The sequence below is a fragment of the Nocardia niwae NBRC 108934 = DSM 45340 genome, assembly GCF_001613465.1.
Lineage (GTDB): Bacteria > Actinomycetota > Actinomycetes > Mycobacteriales > Mycobacteriaceae > Nocardia > Nocardia niwae.
Map to the genome: position 1 here is coordinate 67,657 of NZ_BDCK01000021.1, position 24,631 is coordinate 92,287.

The window sequence follows — 24,631 nt, forward strand, 5'->3', positions numbered from 1 at the left end:
GCGGCGGCCGACCGGCAGCTCATGGTCGGGTGGACGCGGCAGCGAGTTTCTCCACGGCGTCGACCGCCGCGAGCACACCGTTCTCCGCCGCGACCGTGCGGCCGATCTCCGCCGCTCGCTGCCGCACCGTCGACGTCAGGACCTGCGCCAACGCCTGATGCAGGCGATCGGTGGTGATCGTGCGATACGGGAAGGTCGCTCCGATATCGAGCGCGGCGATGCGCCACCCGTAGAAGAACTGGTCGCTGTGCACGGGGATCACCACGGCCGGGACCCCCGCTCGCACCACGTCGTGGGTGTTCCCGCTGCCGCCGTGGTGCACGACGGCGCTGCAGCGCGGGAGCACGCGGTCGTAGTCGAACGAATCGATGATCAGCAGGCTGCGATCGGCGCTGAATCCTTTCGGGAACCCCTCGCCTTTCACCGTGACGAGGGCCCGCGTCCCCAAGCGCGCGCAGACCGTCGCGATCATCTCGCGGCATTCCACCGGATCGAGCACGGGCATCCCGGTCATACAGAAGTAGATCGGCGGTTCCCCTTCGTCGAGCCACGCGTCGAGAGCCGGGTCGACGACCGCTTCGCCCCAGGCGTCGCGCAGCGTCGGCGGCAGGATGGAGGCGCCGACGATCGTCGCGCGTTCCGGCCAATCGTGCGGCTTGGGCAACAGCACCGGACTGACCATGTGGACGAGCGGGATCTGCTCGGCCCGCAGTCGCCGGAACGGATTGCGCGGTCTGCCCGGCAGTTCCATCTGCCGGCGCAATTGCCGGTCGACCTTGCGATACAGGAAGGTGTAGGACAGTTCGAAGAGGCTGTAGGTCGCCCGCGACAGCATCCGAGACGACGTCATGTTCTTCGCCATGAACGACGACGGGAACTCGTCGGTGCGTTCGAGCGGGTAGGGCAGGCAGCCGATCACCGGTGTCCCGGTCTTCTCGCGGAACTCCATCGCCCACGGCAGCGTCGACGCGCAGGCGACTACGACATCCGCGGTCGCGCAGGTTTCCGCGAGCACCTCGTGCATCGCCACGCCCCGCTCGCCTTCGATGATCTTCACCGTGTCGAGCATGATGCGAACGAACGGCAGCGTCTTGCCGGAGGCCAGGGCCCGTTTGGCCGCGGTCGTCTCGAGCAGTTCCGCGGCATCGAAGGGGATCACGTGGGGTTCGAAATCCGCGTTGCGCATGATGTGCGCCTGATTACGGGTGGCGGTGATCCGCACGTCGTGCCCGCGGGCGCGGAATTCGTGCGCCAACGCGAGATACGGTTGATGATCGCCCCTGGTACCTGCGGGCAACAAGGCCACACGCATACTATCGACTTCCGCTCGTGCACTGGGCTCGTCGGGCCGAGTTCGGTGAATCGGCCGACATCTGGTTCGTTGTGGGGTCCGCCTCCCGCGGATGTCCTACTCGCTCGACAGAGTTCGGAACGGTACTCGGCCCCCCGCCGTCCTCAACGGGCCGATTGCCTGCCTGCAGAATCGAGGGATGATCCTTTCGTCCGAACCGTGAACCCACCGACTACCCGCACTCGGCGTGGTCGGCTCCTGCGAAACCGGCGCAGGCCAGTATTCCGGCTCTACCGGGCGCCGTCCAGACTAGGCGGGGGAGGAGTCGTCGCCTTCTCACTGGTGGGAGCTGGCATGCCCCGAAAATCAGGGGGTGCAAACGATTTCGTCTCGCTACGGTGCCCGGGTGCGGGTAATGAACGACTATTTCGGTGAACAGGTCGCGGCGAGTTACGAGAGTCCTCGGCCGTGATGTTCGAAGCGAGCGTCGTGGATCCGGCCGTGCAGTTCCTCACGCAGACGATGACTTCCCACTACGTGGACATCGTCGACGGACGCGGAACGCACCGATCGATCCCGTTCCGCTACGTGTGGCCCGCCGAACTGGACCTGATGGCCGAGCAGGCCGGGTTGCGACTGCGTGAGCGCTGGGACGGCTGGACGCGCGAGCCGTTCACCGGTGAAAGCCGCGGGCGCGTCTCGGCGTGGGAGAAGATCGCCGACTGAATCCGATCGCAGATCACGCCGATGCGGAATTGCCCGCGCGATGCCGGGCGCTATTCGTCGTCGTCCTGGTCGCTCGACTGAGGCGGCGCGCTGCCGAATTTCGCCGGACGAGTGGTCGGACGGGCGACAGCTGAGCCGGCTGCCGGGGTCGAACTCGGCGAGAAAGGGGCCGTTTGCAGCCGTACCGGTCGCGCGGGCAATATATGGAGGCTCGATGGTCGCCGCGGTGCGCCGCCGGCTGCGTCGCATCCCGTGCCGCGGCAAGGGGACCCCGCTGTTCCGGGGGTGGAACCGATCTGTTATCTACTGGCTACGATTTATTTCGACTGCACGCGCTCGGTAACCGCGAAGGGATTATCTCTATGGCACGCAAGGTCGTCGTGACACTGGTCGATGACTACGACGGCAAGTCTCAGGCCGAGGAAACCGTGTCTTTCGCCGTGGACGGCGTGGCCTACGAGATGGACTTGTCGACGGAGAATGCCGGTCAGTTGCGCGGATTCTTCGAACAGTGGGTTCCGTATGCCCGCAAGGTCGGTCGTGCGCGGCGCGGGCGCGGCGGTGTCCTGCGGCCGGCGACCGATCGGGAACAGGCCACGGTGATCCGGGAATGGGCGCGCAAGAACGGCATCGATGTGTCGGCGCGGGGACGGATCTCCGCCGAGGTCGTCGAGGCGTACAAGAAGGCGAACGGATAAGCGATAACGTCGCCCGGCCGGGGTAAGCGACCGGTATGACGGTGACGATCGGCCCCGAGCAACAGGATCTGCCCCGCCCCCGCGGCGAGCTGTCGGAGACGGTGGTGGAACTGCTGCGCGGCCGCCCGGGCGATCCGGTGCCGGGACTCGGCTCGGTGGACCCGTACGGCGAAGACCTGCATCTGGCGCTGCACACCTGCTATGAGCTGCACTATCACGGTTTCGGTCCGGTCGACGCTGGGTGGGAATGGGACCCGGGTCTGCTGGGTCTGCGCGCCGCGATGGAGCAGCGGTTCCTCGGCGCGCTGCGGGAGGATGTGGCGGGTGGGGCCGATCTGGACGCGGAACTCGACCAGTTGCTGGTCGCGCCGGCCGACCCCGACGGATTGAGCGGTTACCTGCGCGACGAGGGCGAGTGGTGGCAGCTGCGCGAATACTTCGTGCACCGTTCGATCTACCACCACAAAGAGGCCGATCCCTACGCCTGGGTGATTCCCCGGCTGCGCGGCCAAGCCAAGGCCTCGCTGGTCGCGGTCGAGTTCGACGAGTTCGGTGGCGGCCGCGGCGAACGCGTGCACGCGCAGCTGTACGCGGATCTGCTGGCCGGCGCCGGACTGAACCCGGACTATCTGCACTATCTGGATGTGGTTCCCGCGCCGATGCTCGCGCTGGTGAACATGATGTCGCTGTTCGGGCTGCACCGCTCGTGGCGCGGCGCGCTGGTCGGCCACTTCGCGACGGTGGAGATCACCTCCCCGCCGGGCGCACAGCGTCTGGTGGAGGCGTTGCGGCGGTGGGACGCCGACCCGGCGTGTGTGCTGTTCTACCGCGAGCATGTCGAAGCCGACGCGGTGCACGAGCAGGTCATGCGCACCGGCGTGATCGGTGATCTGCTGCGGCGCGAACCCGCGCTGACGAAGTCGGTGGCATTCGGCATCCAGGTGACCAACCTGCTGGAGGACCGGTTCGCCGATCATGTGCTGGCGGCCTGGCGCAGCGGTGGCAGTTCGTTGCGCGAGCCCCTGGGCGGCTCGGACGGCGCGGGGGATTAAGCCGCTCGCGGCGGGCTATCCGCCGAATGTGATGTTGATACGACCTCCCGGCGTCTATCCGCCGCAGCTGGACACCTGGTTGCTCGTCCGTGCGCTGTCCGAGGCGGGCGTGCCGCGCGGCGGGCACGCGCTGGACGTGTGTACCGGCACCGGCGCCCTGGCCGTCGCCGCCGCGTACACCGGAGCCGCACGGGTGACGGCGGTGGACGTCTCCCGCACCGCCGTGGTGTCCGCCTGGCTGAACTGCCGGCTGCGCGGGATCGACGCGGAGGTGCTGCGTGGGGACTTCGCGGCGGTCCTCGGTGCGCGCAGTTTCGATCTGGTGCTGGCCAACCCGCCCTACGTGCCCGCTCCCGAGGGGACCGACACCCGTGGTCTGGCGCGGGCGTGGAACGCCGGAGCCGGGGGGAGGGCGATTCTCGACCAGTTGTGCGCGGCGCTGCCCGGACTGCTGAAGCCGCGCGGGGTCGCGTTGATCGTGCATTCGGCGCTCAGCGATCCCGATACGACGTTGGACCAGTTGCGCGAGCGGGGTCTGAAGGCGGCGATCGTGGCGCGGGCGACCGTGCCGTTCGGGCCGGTGCTGCGCCGCCGCGCGGAATGGCTGGAATCGGCCGGGTTGATCGGACCCGGTCAGCGAATGGAAGATCTGGTGGTGATCCGTGCCGACCGTATCCGGCAATGAGCAGTGGCGGCGGGTGACGCTCACCGCCGACGGCCCCGCGTTGATCGAGGGCCCGGTCGAGTTCGTCACCGCGGACGGCAGGACGATCCGTTCCGACCGGTTCGTGGTGGCGCTGTGCCTGTGCCGGCGCTCGAAGAACTATCCCTTCTGCGACACCAGCCACCGCAAGCGCCGCCGCTCGGCGTGACCGCGGGTCACGACGGCGAGCCGTCCCGGGTCAGCGACCGGACGGTGTCGAGCAGCGTTTCGGTGGCGCAGGTGACGGTCTGCTCGACCACGTCGGCGGGCTCCCCGTCGAACTGACGGTGCCAGGCGTGCACGCCGCGCTCGGTGGCGATCGCGAACCACACCGATCCCGGCGGCTGGCCGTCCTGCGGATCCGGGCCGCCCGCGCCGGTGACCGCTACGGCGACAACCGCTTTCAACAGGCGACGGACGCCGGTGGCCATCGCTTCGGCCGCGGTTTGCGACACCACCGGCACGTCGGGCACCCCGAGAACGGTCCGCTTGACCTCCGTGCTGTAGGCCACGAGGCCGCCGCGGAACCAGTCCGACGAATTCGGCGCCGCGCCCAATGTGGCCGAAATCCGTCCGGAGGTGAGCGATTCGGCGACCGCCACGGTGATCTCCGACTTCTGCGCCGATTCGGCCAGCTCGTGTGCGTAGTCGTCCGCCTGGGGCATCTTCGTCCTCTCCTGTGTCGGCTGCCTGTTCACCATACGGCCGGCGGCGGGATGCGGCCGCGCGGCGGTCACCACGGTTTCGGCGGCGTGGCGCCGGGAATGTCGGCAGAAGACTCGGCCCCGACGCAAGGAGAAAGCGATGACCACCGACGCGATCGTGCTGCTTCGCGACGACCACAAGGCGATCCGGAAGCTGTTCCGCGAGTTCGAGAAGGCGGGCGACGACGCCGTCGAAACCAAGGGCAAGGTGGTGAAGAAGATCATCGAGGCGCTCACTGTGCACACCTATCTCGAGAACGAGTGCATGTACCCCGAGGTGCGCAAACTCGTTCCCGACCTGGAGGACGACATCCTGGAGTCCTACGAGGAGCATCACGTCGCCGACGTGCTGGTCACCGAGCTGGCGATGATGAAGCCCGGCGACGAGCACTTCACCGCCAAGACCACCGTGCTGATCGAGAACGTCGACCATCACATCGACGAGGAAGAGAACGAGTGGTTCCCGAAGGTGCGCGAGCAGCTGGGACGCAAGCAGCTGCAGGAGATCGGCGCGCGGATGCAGGAGCTGAGGAAGAAGGCGCCGACCTCGCCCGCGCAGCCCTCGGCACTGAAGAAGACCGTCGACGCGGTACTGGCCTGACCGGCGCGATCGCGCCGGCATCCGAGGAGGTGCCGGCGCGATCGCGTGCGAGGGTTCATCCGGCGGGCGGGTACTGCTTGGCGCGCAGCACCCGGGCCAGGTGCGCGGCGTTTGCGGCCAGCGCCGCGGTGGCCGAGGCGACCGCTTTGGGTACCGCGTCGAGATCCTGGTAGTCGGTGCCGCCCATGGCTTGGTCGTTCCAGTACGTGCACCCCTGTGCGGGGATGCTGAATCCGATGTCGTTGAGCCCCTGATACAGATCGGCGACGATCTTGTGCGCGCCGTCCTCGTTGCCGACCACCGCCACCGTGGCCACCTTGCCGACCATCGCGGGCCGCCCCTCGTCGTCGGTCTCGGACAGTTCGGCGTCCAACCGCTCGAGCACCCGCTGCGCCACCGACGACATGTGCCCCACCCACGTGGGTGTCGAGAGGAGCAGGATGTCGGCCGCCGCGATCCGCTCGCGAATCGCGGGCCACTGGTCGCCGGGGCCCTCGTCGGCGGTGACGCCGGGCAGCACGTCGTAGTCCACTACGCGCAGCGCCGTGCCGGGCACGTCGTGCTGGGCCAGCTCGTCGAGCACCTGCCGGGCGATGAGGTCGCTGCTGGATTCGGCGGGTGACTTCTTCAGGGTGCACACCAGCGCGAGCGCGGTCGGTCCTGGCATGAAGGAAACCTCCTGATCGACATCATGTTTCGGTTCGGCCGCGGGCGACGACCCGGATCGTGCGCAGCCGCGAGTCCGCGGCGTCCGGCACGTTCATGCCCGCCTCCAGCCCGGTGCGCAGGTAGTCGACGACCGCGCCGTCGATGCGTTCACCGGGCACTACCACCGGAATACCCGGTGGATAGGGGGTGAGCTGCTCGGCGGCGATCCGGCCGACGGCCTCTTGCGCGTCCACCGTCTCCACCGGGCCGAAGAACGCGTCGCGCGGCAGCATCACCGATTCCAGCTGCAGATCCTCGGGAGAGGGCAGGTCGATGCTCGGCGGCCGGGGATCGTCGAGCTGGTCGCGCCAGGCGGCGACGCCGTCGACGAGGGTGTCGACGGTGTCCTTGTCGTCGGCGAGCGACAGGGTGGCGAGCAGACGGCGGTGATCGCTCAATCCCATGTCGATGCGCCGGTGCTCGCGCAACCAGTCCGCGGCCTGATAGCCGCTGGCGCCGGTGCCGGACACGTCCATGAGGACTTGGAGCCGGTCGAGGTCGTGCGAGGCTTCCACGCCGAGCAGTTCGTCTTCGAGCACCCTGATGCCCGGAATCGCCGCGAGCTGCCGCCTGGCCTGTTCGGCGACCAGCAGCGCGTCACCGAGCAGCTCCTGGCCGCGCTCGACCATCTGCCTGCGCCAGCCGTCGAGCGCGGCGTAGACCAGGACGTTGGGGCTGGTGGTCATCAGCAGGTCCGCGCATTCGCTGAGCCGGATCGGGTCGACGAGATCGCCTTGCAGATGGAACACCGAGCCCTGTTCGAACCCGGCGCCCATCTTGTGCACGCTGACCACGCACAGATCCGCGCCGGCGTCCATGGCCCAGGTCGGCAGGTCGTCGTGGAACGGCAGATGCGCGCCCCACGCCTCGTCCACGATCAGCGGCTTGCCCCGCTCGTGGCAGACCTCGGCGATGCCCGCGATGTCCGCGCAGGTGCCGTACGGGCTCGGGCTCACGATCAGCGCGCCCGCGGCATCCGGGTGCGCGTCCCACGCCTCGCGCACCTGCTGCGGTGCGGGCGGGTGCGCGAAGTGCAGGTCTGTGTCCCAGCGCGGCGTGATCCAGTGCGGCTGGACGCCGGAGAAGACCAGCCCGGCGACCACCGATTTGTGACTGTCCCGCGCCACGAGCAGGCCGCCGTCGTGGCCGCCTGCCACGGTCATCATGGCCGCTTTGACGGACAGGGAACTGCCGCAGGTGGAGAAGAACGCCGATTCCGCTCGTACCGCGTCGGCCATGAGGGCCTCGGCGCGGGCCAGGTAGCCGCCGCGCGCCAGCCGGTCGTCCAGTCCGGCGACGGCCAGCACATCGGATCCGAAGGCGTCCCGGCCGATCACGTCCAGGACGCGTTCGTCGGTTCCGCGTCCTTGCCGATGCCCGGGGGGCGTGAAGCCGTACCGGCCCAGCCGGTGATAGTCGGCAAGCGCTTCCAGCAGAGGAGCTCGTGTATGGTCCACGGCTACCGCCTACCCGGAATCGCCGGCGGCACACCTACGGCTCACGAGACCCGTCGTATACGGGCGGCCGCGGTCTTGAACAGCGGCTGCTTGGACGCCGGATCCACATCGGTGCGGGTCAGCTCGTTCGCGGCCCGGTCGTGCGCGCCGTCGCCGCGATCCCAGTACCCGTAGTGGAAGGGGATGAAGACGACGCCGGGACGGATCTGCGTGATGCGTGCCCGCGCGTGCACCGCGGCCCGGGGCGTGGTGATCTCGACCGCGTCGCCTTCGCGCACCTGCGCGGCCTCGGCGTCGGCGGCGGAGATCTCGACCCACACCTCGGGCGCCGCGCGGTTCAGTTGCGGCACGCGACCGGTTTTGGTGCGGGTGTGGAAGTGATAGATGGTGCGTCCGCTCAGCAGCGCGAGCGGATACTGCGGCGAGGGCGGTTCCGGCGGTGGGAGGTACGGCGCGGCTTTGATCATCGCCTTGCCGTGCGGATTGAACGCCCGGTAGTCCTGCGCGCTCCAGGGCGCACCGGTCACCAGGTCCTTGCCGTAGCTCTCGCAATAGGCGGGGTCGGCGGCGAAGGCCCCGTCGGTGTAGAGACGTTCGGTGCCGTCGGGAGCCTGTTCGGTGCACGGCCATTGGACGCCTCCGGCGCGCAGTTGCGCGTAACCGATCCCGGTGTAGTCGCAGGGCCTGCCCGCGCTGCAGCGCTGCCAGGCCGCGAACGCCGTCGGCGCGTCGTGCCACGACGGCAGCGGCTCGCCGTCGCGGTCGCGCAGGTCCATCCGGCGCGCGAAGTCCAGGAAGATGTCCAGGTCGGATCTGGCGGTGCCGGGTGGCGGCACCGCCTGCTCGGACAGGTGCACCGTGCGGTCGGCGTTGGTGAAAGTGCCGGTCTTCTCGCCCCACGCGGCGGCGGGCAGGACCACGTCGGCGAATTCGGCGGTCTCGGTGCGGAAGATGTCCTGCACGACCAGGAACAGGTCGCGCCGCGACAGGACGCGGCGCACCCGCTCGAGCTCGGGCAGCGACACCGCCGGGTTGGTCGCCGACACCCACAGCATCCGGATGACGCCTTCGTCGGCGAGTTCGAACATCCGCATGGCGTCGGTGGGCGGACTGTCGTGGCGCAGCCGTTCGGGGTCGACGTTCCATACCCGGGCCAGCTCGGCGAGGTGGGCGTCGTCGGCCCAGTTGCGGAATCCGGCGATGTCGCCGTCGGCGCCGCACTCCCGGGTGTTCTGCGCGGTGGGCTGACCGTTCATCTGCAGGATCCCGCACCCCGGCCGGCCGAGCATGCCGCGCACCAGATGGATGTTGTTGACCTGTACGGCGCCCGCGGTCGCCTGATGGGATTGGTAGAAGCCCTGCAGCACCGTCGACACCAGCCGTCGCGCGGTCCCCAGCAGCCGCGCGGCCGCGCGGATGTCGTCCACGTCGAGACCGCAGATGTCGGCCGCGCGTTCCGGCGGCCACTGCGCCACCTGCTGCGCGAGGTCGTCGAAGCCGATGGTGTGGGCGCGCACGTAACCGGTGTCGACCCATCCGTTGCCGATCAGCTCGTGCAGCAGCGCGTTCAGCAGCGCCACGTTGGTGCCGGGCAGCGGCGCGAGATGAATCGTCGCGTGCCGGGCCACCGGAGTCGGTCGCGGGTCGACGCACAGCAGCCGTGGCGGATTCGGGCCCGCCAACCGGTCGAGCATCCGCGACCACAGCACGCTCTGGGTCTCCGCGACGTTGTGACCGAAGGCGGCGATGACGTCGGCGTGGTCGATATCGGTGTAGGTGCCGGGCTGGCCGTCGCAGCCGAAGGACTGCTTGAGGCTCTCCGCTGCGGTGGCGGTGCACAACCGGGTGTTGCCGTCGAGATGATTGGTGCCGAGCCCGCCGCGGGCGATGACGCCCAGCGTGTAGTACTCCTCGAGGAACAGCTGCCCGCTGGTGTAGAAGCCGACGCTGTCCGGGCCGTGCCGGTCGAGCAGGCCGCGGGTGTGCGCGACGATCCGGTCCATCGCGGTGTCCCAGTCGGTCGCCACCAGTTCGCCGTCGATTCGCACCAGCGGCGTGGTCAGCCGATCCGAGGAGGCGTTGGCCTGCCAGCCGTAGAGATCCTTGGGGTCCAGCCGGCCGCGGTTGACCCGGTCGCCCGCGCGCCCGCGGACGCCGACGATCCGTCGGCCGCGCACCGCGATGTCGAACGCGTCGCCGTTGGAGTGCAGCACCGACGCCGAGGGAACCCACCGTTCCACGTCGGCGGCGGTGACCCCGGCGGCCAGGTGCATGTCCACGCGCGGCGGCCACTGCTCGCCGGGACCATACGGTGTGCGCGCGCCCCAGGGATGGGCGATCCGGTCGAGTTCCACCACGGTGCCCGCCTACCCGGCGGGGGTTCGGGCAAACCCGGCGGCGGTCGTTTCGGGCGCAGGCGTCCGGGTAGGACCGGGACTGTATCGACCCCGAACCGGAGGAGCGCCCGGATGAAGGCAGTGACCTGGCAAGGACGACGCAAAGTGGCCGTGGAGACGGTGCCCGATCCGCGTATCGAGGCACCGACCGACGCGATCATCGAGGTCACCTCCACCGGGATCTGCGGATCCGACCTGCACCTGTACGAGGTGCTGGGCGCCTACATGAGCAGCGGCGACGTGCTGGGCCACGAACCCATGGGGCGGGTGGTGGAAACCGGCTCGGCGGTCGCCGGGCTGACTCGCGGCGACCGTGTGGTGATCCCGTTCCAGATCAGCTGCGGCGCCTGCTACATGTGCCGGACCGGCCTGCCCACCCAGTGCGAGACGACCCAGGTCCGCAAATACGGTTGTGGCGCGGCCCTGTTCGGCTATTCGAAACTCTACGGGCAGGTGCCCGGCGGCCAGGCGGAGTATCTGCGAGTCCCGCACGCCGACGCCACCCATGTCAAAGTGCCCGAGGGGCCCTCCGACGACCGTTTCCTGTACCTGTCCGACGTGCTGCCCACCGCCTGGCAGGCGGTGGAATACGCCGCCGTGCCGGACGGCGGATCGGTGACCGTGCTCGGTCTCGGCCCGATCGGGGACATGGCCTGCCGGGTCGCGGCGCATCGCGGCTATCGCGTCATCGGCGTGGATCGGGTGCCCGAGCGGCTGGCGCGGGTGGCCGGGCGCGGCGTGGAGGTGATCGACCTCGCCGCCGTCGACGAGCCGGTCGGCGACATCATCCGCGGCTGGACCGACGGCCGCGGCACCGACGCGGTGATCGACGCGGTGGGGATGGAGGCCCACGGTTCGCCGATCGCGTCGGCGGCCCAGCGCTCGGCGGCGTTCCTGCCGGACCTGGTGGCGCAGAAGGTGATGGACACCGCGGGCGTCGACCGGCTCGCGGCGCTGAACTCCGCGATCGACATCGTCCGTCGCGGCGGCACGATCTCCGTGATCGGTGTCTACGGCGGCATGCTCGATCCGCTGCCGATGCGGGTGCTGTTCGACAAGCAGATCCAGCTGCGGATGGGCCAGGCGAACGTCAAACGATGGGTGGAGGACATCATGCCGTTGCTGCGCGACGGCGACCCGCTGGGCGTGGACGGCTTCGCCACCCACCGGCTACCGCTGAGCGACGCGGCGCAGGGCTATGCCATCTTCCAGCAGAAGACCGACGGTGCGATAAAAGTCGTGCTCGACCCGACCGTCACGACCTGACCGGCGCAGCGGGCGGGCACCGGACCCGGCCGCGGTCGACCGAGACCGCGGCTGCGGGCGGTTTGCTCTGTTCGGACCTGGGTAGCTGCCGTGTATGAGCTTCTTACTACGCGCAGCCGTCTCGCCGTGGTGGCTCGAGGCGCCGACCTCCGTCGCTGCCGAGATGGCCCGCGCCGGTGTGGAGAAGGCCGTCGGTCTGGGCGCGAAAGCGGCCCAGGCGCCGGTGCAGGCGGTGGCGGCGGGCGCGCGGGCGAGCGCGTCGCTGCTGAACCTGGGACGCGACGAGGAATTGCGCGACGAATTGGCGGCGCTGATCGATCCGCATGCGCTGCGCACCCGCCGCCGGGTGGCGCTCTACGAGGACCGGGCCACCGTGGAGGTGCGCGGACTGGACTCCGGCAAGAGCGGCGACGTCACCCGGGCGCTGCACCGCACCCTGGACCGGCGCCGCGACGTGCGCTGGTGGCGGGTGAACGCGGTGACCGGCCGCGTCGTGGCCGCGCTCGAGCACGGCGCGGCGGACCTGCCCGCCTTGGTGTCGGCCATCGAGTCCGTCGAGGCCGACACCGCCGTCGGTGATCTGGACTGGAGCCGCGGCTGTGAGCATCCCGGCGACCGGGAACCGTTGCTGGCGGCCGGGGTCCAGGTCGCCGGAGACGTAGGTGCGATCGCGCTGTCTACGGTGGCCGCGGTGCTGCCGTTGCGCGGGCCCGCCCGGGTGCTGCGCGCGGTGGCAGCCTTCGTCGACACCCAGCCCCGCCTGCGTAAACCACTGGAGGAACAGCTCGGCCGTCCCCGCACCGACATGGTGCTCACCACGGCCAACGCCATCGGCAACGCCCTGGGCAACAGCGCGGCGGCGGGCACGGCGAACCTGGTGATCGACGCGGTGCACCGCGGTCTGACCCTGACCGAGTCGCTGACCCGCTACGCGCAATGGCGCGACTGGGAAGCCGAGATCGATCGCCGCCCGGCGGAAGTGTGCGATCCGCTGTCGCCGCCCGCCCGCGTGGTCGAGATGCCGCAGGGACCGATCGAGCGGGTCGCCGACGAAACGGCCGCGGGCGCGCTGGTGGGGGCGGTGACCTCCGTGCTCGGCGGCCGCGGCCTGTTCGGCGCCGCCGACGCGCTGGAACTGGGAGCGCCCAAGGCGGCGCGGGCGAGCCGCGAAGCCTACGCGGCGCTGGTCTCGACGATGCTGGGCCGGGCGGGTGTGCTGACGCTGCACCCGCGCGTATGGCGGCGGCTGGACCGTGTGTCGGCGCTGGTCATCGACGGAGAGTCGCTGTTGACCGCGCGCCGGTTGGTCCTCGACGCCGAAACGGACGATCCGCGATGGTCGGTCGCCGAAGTATGGAGTGCGGGTCAGCGGCTGCTGTGGGAACAGGAGACCGGGGAAGGCGACGACCTGCTACCCGACGACACCGACCGCTATCTGTCCTCGGGCGGGCACCGGCGGCTGGTGCATCCGGCGACCGGGAAGCCCGACAACGGTGTCACGCGCCGCGCCGTGTGGCGCGAACTGCACGACAACGGCACCCCGGTGGGGCGGGTGCTGATCGGACGCGAACTCGACCGGCGCGCACACGCGCTGCTGAGCCGGGCGCGCGGCGCGGGTCTGCGAGTGACCCTCGCCGGGGGCGCCGACGCCGCCGAACTGCGCTCCATGGCCGATGAATTCGTCTCCCCGTCGCGTTCGCTGAGCGGACTGGTGCGCACCCTGCAGCAGGACGGGCACGTCGTGGCCGTGCTGAGCCCGCGCGCCCACAAGGCCCTCGCCGTCGCCGATGTCGGGATCGGGATGGCGGTACGCGACGACAACGCGCTGCAGATGCCCTGGACCGCCGACACGGTGTGCCGCGATCTCGGGCAGGCCCACCGGGTGCTCGCCGCCATCGCCCCGGCCCGTCAGGTGAGTGAACGTGGCCGCTCCCTGGCCCTGTCGGCGGCCGCGCTGGGCGGGCTGCTGCTGGCCGTGGCCCCGGACAGCGCGGGGCGAGCTTCGCCGATGACCGCCGCCCACTACACCGGTCTGCTCTCCGGCGCCTACACCGGCTGGCGGACCGCACGCGCCGAGCCACCGGCCACCCTCGCCCCGCTGCTGCCCTGGCACGCCCTCGAACCCGGTGAGGTGCTGAGCCGGTTGCCGCGGCCCGTCCCGGTGGACGAGCGTGCCGAGCCGGACGCCGCTGCCCGCATCCCCGGGGTGCGTGTCCTCGCCTCGGCGGCGTCGTTCGCGGGCCAGCTGCGCCGCGAGCTGGCCGATCCGCTCACCCCGATTCTCGGGGTGGGCGCGGTCGCCACCGCCGTGCTCGGCGCGCCGTCTGACGCGGTGCTGCTGTCGTCGGTGCTCGCGGTCAACGCGCTGGTGTCGGCCTGGCAGCGGCAGCGCGCCGAGGGCGCGCTGCACCGCCTGTTCGAGGGCGAACGGCTCACCGCCCGCGTGATCGAGCGCGCCGACCTCCACGCGGACGCCCCGCGTGAACGGCAGGTTCCCGCCAACGTCCTCGCGCTCGGCGACGTGATCGTGCTGCGCGGTGGGGACGTGGTCCCCGCCGACGCGCGAGTGCTGCGCGCCGACGACCTCGAGATGGACGAATCCGGTCTCACCGGCGAGTCGATCACCGTCGACAAGCAGGTGCCCGCCACCCCGGGCACGTCGGTGGCCGACCGCGCCTGCATGGTCTTCGAGGGCAGCACCGTGGTCAACGGCACCGCACGCGCGATCGTCGTGGCCGTCGGTCCCGACACCCAGGCGGGGCGCGCCGCGGCCGGGGCCATCCCCCCGGAGAAAGCAGGCGTGCAAGCGCAGTTGCGCCGCTTGACCGACCGCGCGCTGCCGTTGACCTTGACCGGCGGCGGCGTCGTGACCGGACTGGGCATCCTGCGCGGCAGGCCGCTGCGCACCGCGATCGCCGACGGCGTGGCCGTGGCGGTGGCCGCGGTCCCGGAGGGGCTGCCGCTGGTGGCCACGGTCGCTCAGCTGGCCGCCGCCCGCAGGCTGTCGCGGCACGGCGTGCTGGTGCGCGCCAGCCGCACCGTCGAAGCTCTGGGCCGTGTGGATACCTTGTGCTTCGACAAGACCGGCACCCTCACCGAGGGACGGCTGCGGCTGACCACCCTCGCCGATCTCGACGACCAGTGGTCCCCGGACGCGAGCTCCGAGCAGGCGCATCGCCTGCTGCGCGCCGCGGCCCGCGCCTGCCCCGATCCCGCCGAGGGACCCATCGCGCACGCCACCGACCGCGCGGTCGTCGACGCCGCCGCCGCGGCGCTCGGCGACGACCCCCGCCAGTGGGATCCGATCGAGGAGATTCCGTTCGAATCCAACCGCGGCTACGCCGCCACCCTCGGGCAGACCGCCCACAAACTGCGGTTGATCGTGAAGGGCGCGCCGGAAGTCGTCCTGTCGCGCTGCACCCGGGTGCGGGCGGACGACAGCGACCATCCCTTCGACGAGCATCTGCGCGACCGCGCCGAGAAGGCGGTGCGCGATCTCGCCGAGCAGGGCCTGCGGGTGCTGGTGGTGGCCCGCCGCGATCTGCGCAGCGCACCCGACGATGTCGAGGCGGCGGTCGACGAACTCACCCTGCTCGGCTTCCTCGGCCTCGCCGACGCTCCGCGTCCCCAGACGCTGCCGCTGGTCACCGCGTTGCAGCGCAACGGCATCAGTGTGCGCATGATCACCGGTGACCACCCGGTGACCGCCGCGGCGGTGGCCCGCCGGCTCGGCATCGAGGAGGGCCGGGTGGTCACCGGCGCGGATCTCGACCGGCTCGACGAGACCGCGCAGACGGAGCTGATCGAACGCAGCACCGTCTTCGCCCGCGTCGACCCGGAACAGAAGGTGCGCATCGTGGCTGCTCTGCGCCGCGCGGGTCACGTGGTCGGCATGACCGGCGACGGCAGCAACGACGCCGCCGCGATCCGCACCGCCGATGTCGGAATCGGTTTGGCCGCACAGGGTTCGGTCGCGGCGCGCAATGCCGCCGACATGGTGCTCACCCACCCCGACCCGCTGGTGCTGTTACACGCCCTGGTCGAAGGACGCGGCATGTGGCAGCGGGTCACCGACGCCGTGGGCGTGCTGGTCGGCGGCAACGCTGGCGAAGTGGCCTTCACGCTGTACGGCACCGCCGTCAGCGGCCGGGCGCCGCTGGGCACCCGGCAGTTCCTGCTGGTGAACATGCTCACCGACATGTTCCCCGCCATGGCGCTGGCGCTGTCGCGTGAGCGGGACGCCGCCGATCCCGACGACGCCGACGATCCGCGGGCGCAGGCGGAGCGGGCCGCCGAGCGGCTGGCCGAACTCCCGCGCGCCGACCTGGGCACCGACCTGCTGCGCACCCTCGGCGTCCGCGGTGTCGCCACGGCCACCAGCGCGTCGGTCGCGTGGACCCTCGGCCGCATGACCGGCACGCAGCGCCGTGCGGCCACCATCGGCCTGGTCGCGCTCATCGGCACGCAGCTCGGGCAGACCCTGGTGTCCGGATACCGCAGTCCGCTGGTGTGGCTCACCACGGCGGCCAGTGGCGCGGTGCTCGGCGCGGTGGTGATGACGCCGGGACTGTGCGGCTATTTCGGTTGCCGCCCGCTGGATCCCATCGGGTGGGGGATCGCGACCACGTGCGCGACGACCGCCACCGCCGCCGCCGCGCTGCTTCCGCGGCTGCTGCCCCAGCCCGACACCGCCTAGGGGCGGCGGCGCGCTGATTGGCGCCCGACCGCTCGGGTATCCGCCGGGCGACGGACCCTGCCACCGGCACACGGACAGGAGGAACCCTATGGCTCAACTGGTCGGTGACTACGTCGTGCAACGTCTGCGGGAGTGGGGCGTCGAGCAGGTCTTCGGTTATCCCGGCGACGGGATCAACGGCCTGATCGCCGCTTTCGGCCGCGCCGACGACAAGCCGGCGTTCATCCAAGCCCGCCACGAGGAGATGTCGGCGTTCCAGGCCACCGGATACGCCAAATTCAGCGGCAAGGTGGGCGTGTGCACCGCGACCTCGGGGCCGGGGGCGATCCATTTGCTCAACGGGCTGTACGACGCCAAGCTCGATCACGTCCCGGTGGTGGCGATCGTCGGGCAGACCGCGCGCAGCGCGATGGGCGGCAGCTATCAGCAGGAAGTCGATCTGCAGAGCCTGTTCAAGGACGTCGCGTCGGACTATCTGGTCGAGGTGAACGTGGCCGGCCAGCTGCCCAACGCACTGGATCGCGCCTTCCGGATCGCGGCCGCGCGCCGGGCCCCGACCGCGGTGATCCTGCCCTCGGATCTGCAAGAAGAGCACTATGAGCCGCCGCAGCACGCCTTCAAGCAGGTGCCGTCGAGCCCGCCGGGCCCCGTCTCGACCCGCGCGGTGCCCGCGCACGAGGACATCCGGCGCGCGGCCGAAGTACTCGAGGCCGGATCGAGGGTCGCCATCCTCGTCGGTCAGGGCGCCCGCGCGGCCGCCGAAGAGATCGTCGAGCTCGCCGAGCGCACCGGCGCGGGTGTGGCGAAGGCGCTGCTGGGCAAGGACGTCCTGCCCGACGACCTGCCTTTCGTCACGGGCGCGATCGGATTGCTCGGCAGCAGGCCCAGTTACGAGCTCATGCGCGACTGCGACACGCTGCTGATCGTCGGATCGAATTTTCCCTACAGCCAGTTCCTGCCCGAGTTCGGGCAGGCGCGCGCGGTGCAGATCGACATCGACGGCACCATGATCGGCATGCGGTACCCGACCGAGGTGAACCTGGTCGGCGACGCGAAATCAACGCTGGCGGAACTGATTCCGCTGGTGCGGCGCAAGAGTGACCGCGACTGGCGGGAACGGATCGAGAAGAACGTCGCCCGCTGGTGGCAGACCGTCGAACGCCAATCCCTGCTGGATGCCGCACCGGTCAATCCCATGCGGGTGGTGTGGGAGCTGTCCGAACGCATTCCCGAGGACGCCATCGTCACCGCCGATTCCGGCTCCTCCACCAACTGGTACGCCCGCTGCCTGCGCTTTCGCGGCCGGATGCGCGGATCACTGTCGGGCACCCTGGCCACCATGGGCCCGGGCGTGCCCTACGCCATCGGCGCCAAGTTCGCCCACCCCGACCGGCCCGCGATCGCGCTGGTCGGCGACGGCGCCATGCAGATGAACGGCATGGCCGAACTGCTCACCATCGCCCGCTACCGCCCCCGCTGGCGCGACCCGCGCCTGGTCGTGTGCGTTTTTCACAACAACGACCTCAACCAGGTCACCTGGGAGCTGCGGGCGATGGGCGGCGCCCCGAAGTTCGAGCAGTCCCAAACCCTGCCCGACGTCTCCTACGCCGAGGTGGCCCACAGCGCCGGCCTGACCGGCATCACCGTGCGGACACCCGAGGAGCTGGGCCCGGCCTGGGACAGCGCCCTGCACGCCGACGGCCCGGTGGTGCTCGATGTCCACTGCGACCCCGACGTGCCGCCCATCCCGCCGCACGCGACCTGGGACCAGATGAAAGACACCGCCGAAGCCGTGCTGCGCGGCGATCCCGACGCCTGGCACCTGCTCGCACAGGGCGCGAAAGCCAAAGTCCAGGAATTCATTCCGTAGCGACAGAAACGAGTGTTGCGATGACCGACCAGGATGTCGTCGACCTGCTCACCGCCCAGCACGCGAAGATTCGCGAGCTGCTGGCGCGCCTGCAGGCGGGTCCCGCCGCGAAACAGGATCTGTTCACCGATCTGGTGCGGTTGCTGGCCGTGCACGAAAGCGCCGAGGAGGAGGTCGTGCACCCGGTCGCCGGGCGGGCCCGTTTCGGCGCCGACGCCGAGATCGTGCAACCGCGGCTGGAGGAGGAGAACGCGGCCAAGCGCGCGCTGGCGGACCTCTACGACCTCGGTGTGGACCATCCGGAGTTCGATGCCCGGCTGGCCCGGTTCGCCGAAGCCGTGGACGAGCACGCCTCGCACGAGGAGGCCGAGGAGTTCCCCCTGCTGCGCGCGCAGTTCTCCAGCAGTCAGTTGCAGCGGATGGCGGGATCGCTGCGCGCCGCCGAGGCGGTGGCCCCCACCCGCCCGCACCCGCACGCGGGGGAGTCCGCGGTCGCGAACCTCTTGGCGGGCCCGCCGCTGGCGCTGTTCGACCGGGCTCGCGACGCGGTACGCGACTGGCGACAGCAGGACACGTGAATCACCCGTAGTACCCGAGTGCACAGGAGGAAGAGACCGACATGGGTTTTCCCGAACAGCAGCAAGACGTCCCGGGCATCCAGGCCAGGATGAACCCGATCCCGGACTGCGGTGAGGACAGCTACCGCGGCTCCGGCAAATTGACCGGCAAAGCCGCCGTCATCACCGGCGCCGACAGCGGAATCGGACGGGCGGTGGCGATCGCCTACGCGCGCGAGGGCGCCGATGTGCTGCTCTCCTATCTCGACGAGGACGAGGACGCGAAGGAGGTCGCCGACCTGGTGACGCAGGCCGGACGCAAAGCCGTGCTCGTGCCGGGCGACCTGTCGGAGGCCGCGCACTGCCGCGCCGTCATCGATCGGGCGGTGCGCGAATTCGGAAAGATCGACGTGCTGGTGAGCAACGCGGCGTTCCAGATGACACACGAGACGCTCGAGGAGATCAGCGACGAGGAGTTCGAGCACACCGTCAAGCTGAACATCAACGCCTACTTCTATCTGGTGAAAGCCGCGCTGCCACACATGCCCCCCGGCTCATCGATCATCGGCAGCTCCTCGGTCAACTCCGACATGCCCTCACCCACTCTCGCGCCGTACGCGGCGACCAAAGCCGCCATCGCGAACTTCTCCGCCAGCCTCGCGCAGCTGCTGGGCGAACGCGGGATCCGGGTCAACAGCGTTGCGCCGGGTCCGATCTGGACCCCGCTGATCCCCGCCACGATGCCGGTCGAGAAGGTGGCGAAGTTCGGGGACGACACCCCGCTGGGTCGCGCCGGTCAACCGGCCGAACTGGCCCCCACCTACGTCCTGCTGGCCTCCGACGACGGCAGCTACGTCTCCGGCGCCCGCATCGCGGTCACCGGGGGCAGGCCGATCCTGTGAGATCGCGCGCACGATGACCGCACGGTCGGCCGCACGTCCGGGCGGCCGACCGTCGATGTCGCGAGTCACAGCATCGACACCACGATGCCGACCGCCGCGGCGACGAAGAGCAGGATCACCAACGCCCCGATGAGCATCGCCAGGACCCCGGTGACGGGGAAGTGGTGCCTGGTCCTGGGCTCCGGCGCCGACAGCCCGGAGGTCTGCGCCGTGTCCGGGGGCGTGGCGCCCGGCGGCACTCCGCCGCCCGGCTCCAGATCGGGGGTTTTCGCGGGATCAGGATCCATCGCGCTCATAGCCGCTCCCTACTCGCCGTCGTTGCCGGGTACCTCGGGTGCGCCGGGCCGTTTGCCGGACCTCTTGCGATACAGGATCACGGCGCCGACCAGCACGGCGAGGGCGAGAATCACCAACAGTTCCATGCCCGGGTCCTACCCGGTATCCGCGGGCCCAATCGGCATCCGTCCGGCTATTCGCAGGTCAGCTCCGCACGATCACGTAATGACCGGCGGTCTCCTGGAACGCGACCGCCGCATCGATCGCCGCGTCGTCCAGGACCGGGCTGCCGGTCGGCACGACCACCAGCTTGTCGTCATCGTCGTAGAGCCGGTGGATGATCCCCACACAGCGTCCGCGCGCGAAGACCATCGGTTCGGACGGTCCGAGAAAGTAGCCGTCGAGTTCCTGCCCGTCGGGGGCGCAGGTGAGCGGCACGAATCCGTAGTTGACCGGATAGCGGAATCCGCACCGCGGGTGATGGCTGCCGTACGGGCGGTCGATGACGAGATCCACGGTGTGCCCGAGGAATAGGCGTGCCGTTCGCAGCGACTCGGAATCCTCCAGTGGCACCAGGTCGGTCACCGGCCCCACGCTACCGCACGCTCGATCGTGCTCTTCACGTCCGGCCGCCGCGCCGGTACGCTATGACCGACCGGTCGGTCATAGCGTAACGAGCTTGTGCGAGGAGTAGCAGTGAAGACCTTGCTTCGGATTGCCGCATCAACGGCCACCGCCGCGGTGTGCCTCATCGGAGCCGAGCCCGCGGCCGAGGCGCAGGAGCCCGCAAATGTCCCCTACAGCTATCTGGCGGGGCTGGCCGCGCAGCTGGCGGCACCGGGAGCGCCGCCGCCGGGAGCCAACGAGTGGAGCTGCCACCCGAGTGCGGAGCATCCGAATCCCGTGGTGTTGCTGCACGGGCTGGGCAACGAGACGGTGACCTGGCAGACCTTGTCACCCCTGCTGGCGGCCGCGGGTTACTGCGTCTACACCACCACCTACGGCACCGGGGCGTTCGGCCCGGCGCTGGGCGCGGTGGCTCCGGTCCCCGAGAGCGCCCGCCAGATCGGAGCGTTCATCGACCGCGTCCTGACTGCCACCGGTGCGGCGAAGGTCGATCTCGTCGGGCACTCCATGGGCGGCGCGGTGCCGTTCTACTATTTCCACCACCTCGGCGGCGCCGGAAAGGTGGCCCGCCATATCGGGCTGGGCGCGCCGTATCACGGGTCGACGCTCAGCGGCGCCGACGCCGCGGCCGGGCCCCTGCGAAATCTGCCGGGCGCCGAAGATGCCGTCGCCGGGTGCGGTCCGTGCCAGATGTCGCCGGACTCGCCGTTCCTGCGGGAACTGAAAGCGGACGCCAGGCTGGTGCCCGGCGTGGAGTTCGTCGGCATCGTGAGCCGCTACGACGAAATCGCGACGCCCTACACCACCGGCATGCTCGAAGGGCCGAACGCCCGCAACATCGTGCTGCAGGACGTGTGCGCCACCGACTACTCCGAACACTACGGCCTCACCTCCGATCCGGTCGCGGTGCGCCAAGTGCTCAACGCGCTGGACCCCGGACACGCCCGGCCGGTCCAGTGCCCTGTGGTCGCGCCGATCCTCGGACCGCTCACGCCGGCGGCCGGATCGTGAGGTCGGCCGAACCGGGCCGCAAGGCTCTGCTGCAAGCGGGACAGGCTCTGCTGGGCGAGGCGGATCTGGCGAAACTGTCGGTGAACGCGATCGTCGCGCGGGCGAGCATGGCCAAAGGCAGCTTCTACCAGCACTGGTCCAGCCGCGGCGACTATGTCCGAGCGCTGCACCACGTCTTCCACGAAGAGTTGTTCGCCCACGTGCTGGACACCGTCTCCGGTATGGCGCCGGGCATCGAGCGGTTGACCGCGGGCATGCACGCCTATCTCGACGGCTGTCTGGCTCAGCCCGCGACGAAGGCTCTGCTGATCCAGGCCCGATCCGAAGCGGGTCTCGGCGAGCAGGTCGCCGCACGCAATCGGCAAGCCGCGGTGCTCATCACCGACGATCTCGCCGCCGCCGGGTGGGACGACCCGGAACCGGTCGCGACACTCGTCGTCGCCGCGATCGCCGATATCGCCCTGGCCGAACTGACCGCGTCGCAGAACCTTCCGGAGCTGCGTGCGGCGTTGGTGCGGTTGGCCATCGGACGTCGCAGCACCGGGTAGCCGGACAGTAGCCGAGGCATTGCGCGGGGACGCGGGCTGGAGGAAGGTGAGTATGTCCGGTGGTGCCACCGGGGCGCCACCCCGACCGAGTGGGAGGTGGCCCGTGTACGCACGTTCCAGCACCATTGCGGCGCAGCCGTCGTCGGTGGACGACGGGCTCGCATATCTGCGTGACGAACTGATGCCGAATCTGTCCGAGATCCAGGGATGGGTCGGTCTGTCCTTGATGGCCGACCGGTCGACGGGACGCTGCATCGCGACTACTTCGTGGGAGACCCAGGAGGCGTTGCATGCCAGCAGAGGACGGGTTCAGCAACTGCGCGAGGGCATGGCCCGGCGGCTCGGCGGGCGGGCGGAACGCGTGGAGGAATGGGAGATCGCGGTGATGCACCGGGATCATCCGGCCGGTGCGAGTGCCTGCACCCGCTGCACGTGGGTACAGGTCGATCCGGGCCAGGTCGACCGGCTGGCCGACATGTTCAAGATGGAAGTGCTGCCGCAGACGGAGATGCTCGACGGATTCTGCAGCGCGAGCCTGCTCATCGACCGCAACAGCGGCCGGGCGGTGGGGGCGACCGTGTGGGAGAACCGGCAGGCGATGGACGACAGCCGCGAGCAGACCAATCAGATAAGGCAGACGGCGACCCAGCGGGTGGGCGCCAACGTGCTGGAGGTGGGGGAGTTCGAGCTGGCCTTCGCGCATCTGCGCGTACCCGAGATGGCCTGAGAGCACGCGAGATCCGGCCGGAACACGAGCCTCCGGCCGGGTATCCGTGCGTCGCGCACCGGGTGATCGGTCGCGCCCCACCGCGAACGGCGAGTCCCGATCTCGCTTACCCGTGAGGTAATGGCCAGGCCCCACGGTGGTTCGTAGGATCGGGGCGTGAGTACCCCAACAGCAGGTGACCTGCTGCGACACTGGCGTCTGGAACGCAGGCTCAGCCAGCTGGAGCTCGCCGGGCGGGCCGACACCTCGGCGCGGCATCTGAGCTTCATCGAAACCGGACGCGCCACCCCGAGCCGGACCATGATCGTGCACCTGTCCGAGCATCTGGATATCCCGTTGCGCGAGCGCAACCGTGTGCTGCTGGCCGCGGGCTACGCCCCCGCCTACGCGCAACCCGGCCTGGACACCCCCGCCATGAACGCCGTTCGCGGCGCCATGCGCCAGATCCTCGCCGGTCACCAGCCCTACCCCGCGCTGGCCATCGACCAGAACTGGACGATGATCGACGCCAACAGCGGCGTGGCCGTCCTCATCGACGGCATCGATCCTGCCTTGGTGACACCGCCGGTGAACGCCCTGCGCCTGAGCCTGCATCCCGACGGCATGGCCGGCCGCATCCGCAATCTCGCCGAGTGGCGCGGCCACATCTTCGCCCGCTTGGCGCGCCAAGTCGAAGTCACCGGGTCCCCGGAACTGGCCGATCTGCTCACCGAACTGCGGTCCTACCCCGGCGGGGAAGTGGAGCTCGCCGTCCCCGAACCCGACCAGGCGGTGGTCCCGCTGCGGATCGAACACGACGGGAACGAATTGTCGTTCCTCAGTGTCACCACGGTGTTCGGCACCCCGATGAACGTCACCGTCGCCGAACTGGCCATCGAATCGTTCTTCCCCGCCGACGAGGACACCATGCAGCGGCTCACCGCGAGCACGCCGTGAGCCACGCGGCCCGGCTGTCCGCTCTGCTGAACGTGCCCGTGCACACCATCACCGGCATCGGCGCAGGCCACGCCTGGACCCTGCACCGCGCCGAATCGGCCGACGGCCGATCGCTTTTCGTGAAGGCGACGGCCGAGCCGACACCCGTCTTCGCGGCCGAAGCGGCCGGCCTGACCTGGCTGCGGGACGCCACGCCCGGCCCGTCGAGCGACAGCACGCAGGCGTTGCTGCCGGAGGTGCTGGCCGCCGACGACCGGATGCTGGTGCTGCCGTGGCTGGAGGAATCCGCCCCCACTCCCGCGGCCGCCGAACGGTTCGGTCGAGAGCTGGCCGCGTTGCACTCCTGCCGATCCGAGCTGTTCGGCGCACCCTGGGAAGGCTGGATCGCGACCCTGCCACTGCCCAACACTCCGACCGGCCGACCGTGGCCGCAGTGGTACGCCGAACATCGTCTCGCGCCCTACCTCGTGCGAGCGGCGCCGCATCTCGGCGCCGACGGAGCCCGCCTGATCGAGCGCGTCATCGATCGCATCGATGAACTGGCCGGGCCCGCCGAACCACCGGTCCGCATCCACGGCGACCTGTGGTCGGGCAACCTCCTGTGGACCCGGGAACGGGCGATGCTCATCGACCCCGCCGCGCACGCCGGCCACCGCGAAACCGACCTGGCCATGCTCGCCCTCTTCGGTGCTCCGCACCTGGACCGCATCCAGGCCGCCTATCACGAGGCCCGTCCGCTCGCCGACGGATGGCGCACCCGGATGCCGCTGCACCAGCTGCACCCGCTGCTGGTGCACGTCGTGCTGTTCGGCGCGGGCTACCGGTCTCAGACGCTCGCCGCGGCCGCCGCGGCGCTCGCGCAGTGACCCGCGCCCGGCC

General features: G+C 70.3%; 23 protein-coding genes. 16 read left to right on the top strand and 7 right to left on the bottom strand.

Annotated features, from left to right (window positions below; genetic code table 11):
* Positions 1-19: 19 nt before the first annotated feature.
* Complete coding sequence (locus NNI01S_RS14080; RefSeq protein ID WP_063020537.1) at positions 20-1,312, bottom strand: glycosyltransferase; 1,293 nt, start codon at positions 1,310-1,312, stop codon at positions 20-22.
* A 447-nt stretch (positions 1,313-1,759) separates the two neighbouring features.
* On the opposite strand from NNI01S_RS14080, the gene NNI01S_RS14085 reads away from it, so the two are divergent.
* The 5 genes from NNI01S_RS14085 to NNI01S_RS14105 all read left to right on the top strand — a co-directional run bounded on the left by NNI01S_RS14085 (position 1,760) and on the right by NNI01S_RS14105 (position 4,639).
* Positions 1,760-2,017, top strand: coding sequence for a hypothetical protein (locus NNI01S_RS14085; RefSeq protein ID WP_218019197.1), 258 nt, complete (start codon positions 1,760-1,762; stop codon positions 2,015-2,017).
* A gap of 362 nt (positions 2,018-2,379) precedes the next feature.
* Entirely contained in the window at positions 2,380-2,715 is a 336-nt protein-coding gene (locus NNI01S_RS14090) for a histone-like nucleoid-structuring protein Lsr2 (RefSeq protein WP_063020539.1), read from the top strand.
* Between the two features lie 35 nt (positions 2,716-2,750).
* On the top strand, positions 2,751-3,767 hold the full coding sequence (locus tag NNI01S_RS14095) for an iron-containing redox enzyme family protein (protein WP_063020540.1): 1,017 nt from the start codon (positions 2,751-2,753) through the stop codon (positions 3,765-3,767).
* Between the two features lie 31 nt (positions 3,768-3,798).
* Positions 3,799-4,452 (top strand): HemK2/MTQ2 family protein methyltransferase, encoded by a 654-nt coding sequence (locus tag NNI01S_RS14100; RefSeq protein ID WP_063020541.1) that lies wholly within the window; start codon positions 3,799-3,801, stop codon positions 4,450-4,452.
* Positions 4,430-4,639, top strand: a complete 210-nt coding sequence (locus NNI01S_RS14105; protein WP_063020542.1) for a CDGSH iron-sulfur domain-containing protein — start codon at positions 4,430-4,432, stop codon at positions 4,637-4,639. The genes NNI01S_RS14100 and NNI01S_RS14105 overlap by 23 nt, the downstream gene beginning before the upstream one ends.
* 7 nt (positions 4,640-4,646) lie before the next feature.
* On the opposite strand, the gene NNI01S_RS14110 is transcribed toward NNI01S_RS14105, so the two are convergent.
* A complete protein-coding gene (locus tag NNI01S_RS14110) occupies positions 4,647-5,135 on the bottom strand; it encodes a CinA family protein (RefSeq protein ID WP_063020625.1) in 489 nt (162 codons plus the stop codon).
* A 139-nt stretch (positions 5,136-5,274) separates the two neighbouring features.
* Between NNI01S_RS14110 and NNI01S_RS14115 the strand changes: the two genes are divergently transcribed.
* The gene (locus NNI01S_RS14115) at positions 5,275-5,775 is read left to right on the top strand and encodes a hemerythrin domain-containing protein (RefSeq protein WP_063020543.1); all 501 of its coding nucleotides are present in this window, start codon (positions 5,275-5,277) and stop codon (positions 5,773-5,775) included.
* Between the two features lie 55 nt (positions 5,776-5,830).
* Here NNI01S_RS14115 and NNI01S_RS14120 read toward each other — a convergent pair whose 3' ends face one another.
* Genes NNI01S_RS14120 through NNI01S_RS14130 form a run of 3 tightly spaced genes read right to left on the bottom strand, consistent with a single transcriptional unit; the run spans position 5,831 to position 10,294 of the window.
* Positions 5,831-6,442, bottom strand: coding sequence for a flavodoxin family protein (locus NNI01S_RS14120; protein WP_063020544.1), 612 nt, complete (start codon positions 6,440-6,442; stop codon positions 5,831-5,833).
* Between the two features lie 22 nt (positions 6,443-6,464).
* Positions 6,465-7,940, bottom strand: coding sequence for an aminotransferase class I/II-fold pyridoxal phosphate-dependent enzyme (locus NNI01S_RS14125; protein WP_063020545.1), 1,476 nt, complete (start codon positions 7,938-7,940; stop codon positions 6,465-6,467).
* A 41-nt stretch (positions 7,941-7,981) separates the two neighbouring features.
* Positions 7,982-10,294 carry a molybdopterin oxidoreductase family protein gene (locus NNI01S_RS14130; RefSeq protein WP_063020626.1) on the bottom strand — a complete coding sequence of 771 codons (2,313 nt, stop codon included), beginning with the start codon at positions 10,292-10,294 and terminating at the stop codon, positions 7,982-7,984.
* Between the two features lie 114 nt (positions 10,295-10,408).
* Between NNI01S_RS14130 and NNI01S_RS14135 the strand changes: the two genes are divergently transcribed.
* From NNI01S_RS14135 to NNI01S_RS14155, 5 genes are all read left to right on the top strand, one after another.
* Positions 10,409-11,602 (top strand): alcohol dehydrogenase catalytic domain-containing protein, encoded by a 1,194-nt coding sequence (locus NNI01S_RS14135; RefSeq protein ID WP_063020546.1) that lies wholly within the window; start codon positions 10,409-10,411, stop codon positions 11,600-11,602.
* 94 nt (positions 11,603-11,696) lie between these two features.
* Positions 11,697-16,298, top strand: coding sequence for a cation-translocating P-type ATPase (locus tag NNI01S_RS36340; RefSeq protein ID WP_063020547.1), 4,602 nt, complete (start codon positions 11,697-11,699; stop codon positions 16,296-16,298).
* Between the two features lie 88 nt (positions 16,299-16,386).
* The gene (locus tag NNI01S_RS14145) at positions 16,387-18,168 is read left to right on the top strand and encodes a thiamine pyrophosphate-requiring protein (protein WP_063020548.1); all 1,782 of its coding nucleotides are present in this window, start codon (positions 16,387-16,389) and stop codon (positions 18,166-18,168) included.
* Between the two features lie 20 nt (positions 18,169-18,188).
* Positions 18,189-18,746 (top strand): hemerythrin domain-containing protein, encoded by a 558-nt coding sequence (locus NNI01S_RS14150; RefSeq protein WP_063020549.1) that lies wholly within the window; start codon positions 18,189-18,191, stop codon positions 18,744-18,746.
* 41 nt (positions 18,747-18,787) lie between these two features.
* Positions 18,788-19,627 (top strand): SDR family oxidoreductase, encoded by an 840-nt coding sequence (locus NNI01S_RS14155; protein WP_063020550.1) that lies wholly within the window; start codon positions 18,788-18,790, stop codon positions 19,625-19,627.
* Between the two features lie 65 nt (positions 19,628-19,692).
* Here NNI01S_RS14155 and NNI01S_RS14160 read toward each other — a convergent pair whose 3' ends face one another.
* Positions 19,693-19,923, bottom strand: a complete 231-nt coding sequence (locus NNI01S_RS14160) for a DUF6480 family protein (protein ID WP_063020551.1) — start codon at positions 19,921-19,923, stop codon at positions 19,693-19,695.
* 184 nt (positions 19,924-20,107) lie between these two features.
* Positions 20,108-20,488: an inorganic diphosphatase gene (locus NNI01S_RS14165; RefSeq protein WP_063020552.1), complete on the bottom strand. Its 381-nt coding sequence runs from the start codon at positions 20,486-20,488 to the stop codon at positions 20,108-20,110.
* Positions 20,489-20,599: 111 nt separating this feature from the next.
* Between NNI01S_RS14165 and NNI01S_RS14170 the strand changes: the two genes are divergently transcribed.
* The 5 genes from NNI01S_RS14170 (at position 20,600) to NNI01S_RS14190 (ending at position 24,618) form a co-directional block, all read left to right on the top strand.
* Positions 20,600-21,541: an esterase/lipase family protein gene (locus tag NNI01S_RS14170; protein ID WP_063917462.1), complete on the top strand. Its 942-nt coding sequence runs from the start codon at positions 20,600-20,602 to the stop codon at positions 21,539-21,541.
* On the top strand, positions 21,538-22,089 hold the full coding sequence (locus tag NNI01S_RS14175; protein ID WP_063020553.1) for a TetR/AcrR family transcriptional regulator: 552 nt from the start codon (positions 21,538-21,540) through the stop codon (positions 22,087-22,089). The genes NNI01S_RS14170 and NNI01S_RS14175 overlap by 4 nt, the downstream gene beginning before the upstream one ends.
* Before the next feature lie 103 nt (positions 22,090-22,192).
* Positions 22,193-22,816 (top strand): hypothetical protein, encoded by a 624-nt coding sequence (locus tag NNI01S_RS14180; RefSeq protein WP_063020554.1) that lies wholly within the window; start codon positions 22,193-22,195, stop codon positions 22,814-22,816.
* Positions 22,817-22,972: 156 nt separating this feature from the next.
* Complete coding sequence (locus tag NNI01S_RS14185) at positions 22,973-23,752, top strand: helix-turn-helix domain-containing protein (RefSeq protein ID WP_063020555.1); 780 nt, start codon at positions 22,973-22,975, stop codon at positions 23,750-23,752.
* Positions 23,749-24,618, top strand: coding sequence for a fructosamine kinase family protein (locus tag NNI01S_RS14190; protein WP_063020556.1), 870 nt, complete (start codon positions 23,749-23,751; stop codon positions 24,616-24,618). The genes NNI01S_RS14185 and NNI01S_RS14190 overlap by 4 nt, the downstream gene beginning before the upstream one ends.
* Positions 24,619-24,631: the final 13 nt, after the last annotated feature.

What these genes read in the sequence shown, in the direction of transcription:
- NNI01S_RS14080 (WP_063020537.1), bottom strand. Translation starts at nt 1,312, where the DNA reads ATGCGTGTGGCCTTGTTGCCCGCAGGTACCAGGGGCGATCATCAACCG.
- NNI01S_RS14090 (WP_063020539.1), top strand. Translation starts at nt 2,380, where the DNA reads ATGGCACGCAAGGTCGTCGTGACACTGGTCGATGACTACGACGGCAAG.
- NNI01S_RS14095 (WP_063020540.1), top strand. Translation starts at nt 2,751, where the DNA reads ATGACGGTGACGATCGGCCCCGAGCAACAGGATCTGCCCCGCCCCCGC.
- NNI01S_RS14100 (WP_063020541.1), top strand. Translation starts at nt 3,799, where the DNA reads ATGTTGATACGACCTCCCGGCGTCTATCCGCCGCAGCTGGACACCTGG.
- NNI01S_RS14110 (WP_063020625.1), bottom strand. Translation starts at nt 5,135, where the DNA reads ATGCCCCAGGCGGACGACTACGCACACGAGCTGGCCGAATCGGCGCAG.
- NNI01S_RS14115 (WP_063020543.1), top strand. Translation starts at nt 5,275, where the DNA reads ATGACCACCGACGCGATCGTGCTGCTTCGCGACGACCACAAGGCGATC.
- NNI01S_RS14120 (WP_063020544.1), bottom strand. Translation starts at nt 6,442, where the DNA reads ATGCCAGGACCGACCGCGCTCGCGCTGGTGTGCACCCTGAAGAAGTCA.
- NNI01S_RS14135 (WP_063020546.1), top strand. Translation starts at nt 10,409, where the DNA reads ATGAAGGCAGTGACCTGGCAAGGACGACGCAAAGTGGCCGTGGAGACG.
- NNI01S_RS36340 (WP_063020547.1), top strand. Translation starts at nt 11,697, where the DNA reads ATGAGCTTCTTACTACGCGCAGCCGTCTCGCCGTGGTGGCTCGAGGCG.
- NNI01S_RS14145 (WP_063020548.1), top strand. Translation starts at nt 16,387, where the DNA reads ATGGCTCAACTGGTCGGTGACTACGTCGTGCAACGTCTGCGGGAGTGG.
- NNI01S_RS14150 (WP_063020549.1), top strand. Translation starts at nt 18,189, where the DNA reads ATGACCGACCAGGATGTCGTCGACCTGCTCACCGCCCAGCACGCGAAG.
- NNI01S_RS14155 (WP_063020550.1), top strand. Translation starts at nt 18,788, where the DNA reads ATGGGTTTTCCCGAACAGCAGCAAGACGTCCCGGGCATCCAGGCCAGG.
- NNI01S_RS14160 (WP_063020551.1), bottom strand. Translation starts at nt 19,923, where the DNA reads ATGAGCGCGATGGATCCTGATCCCGCGAAAACCCCCGATCTGGAGCCG.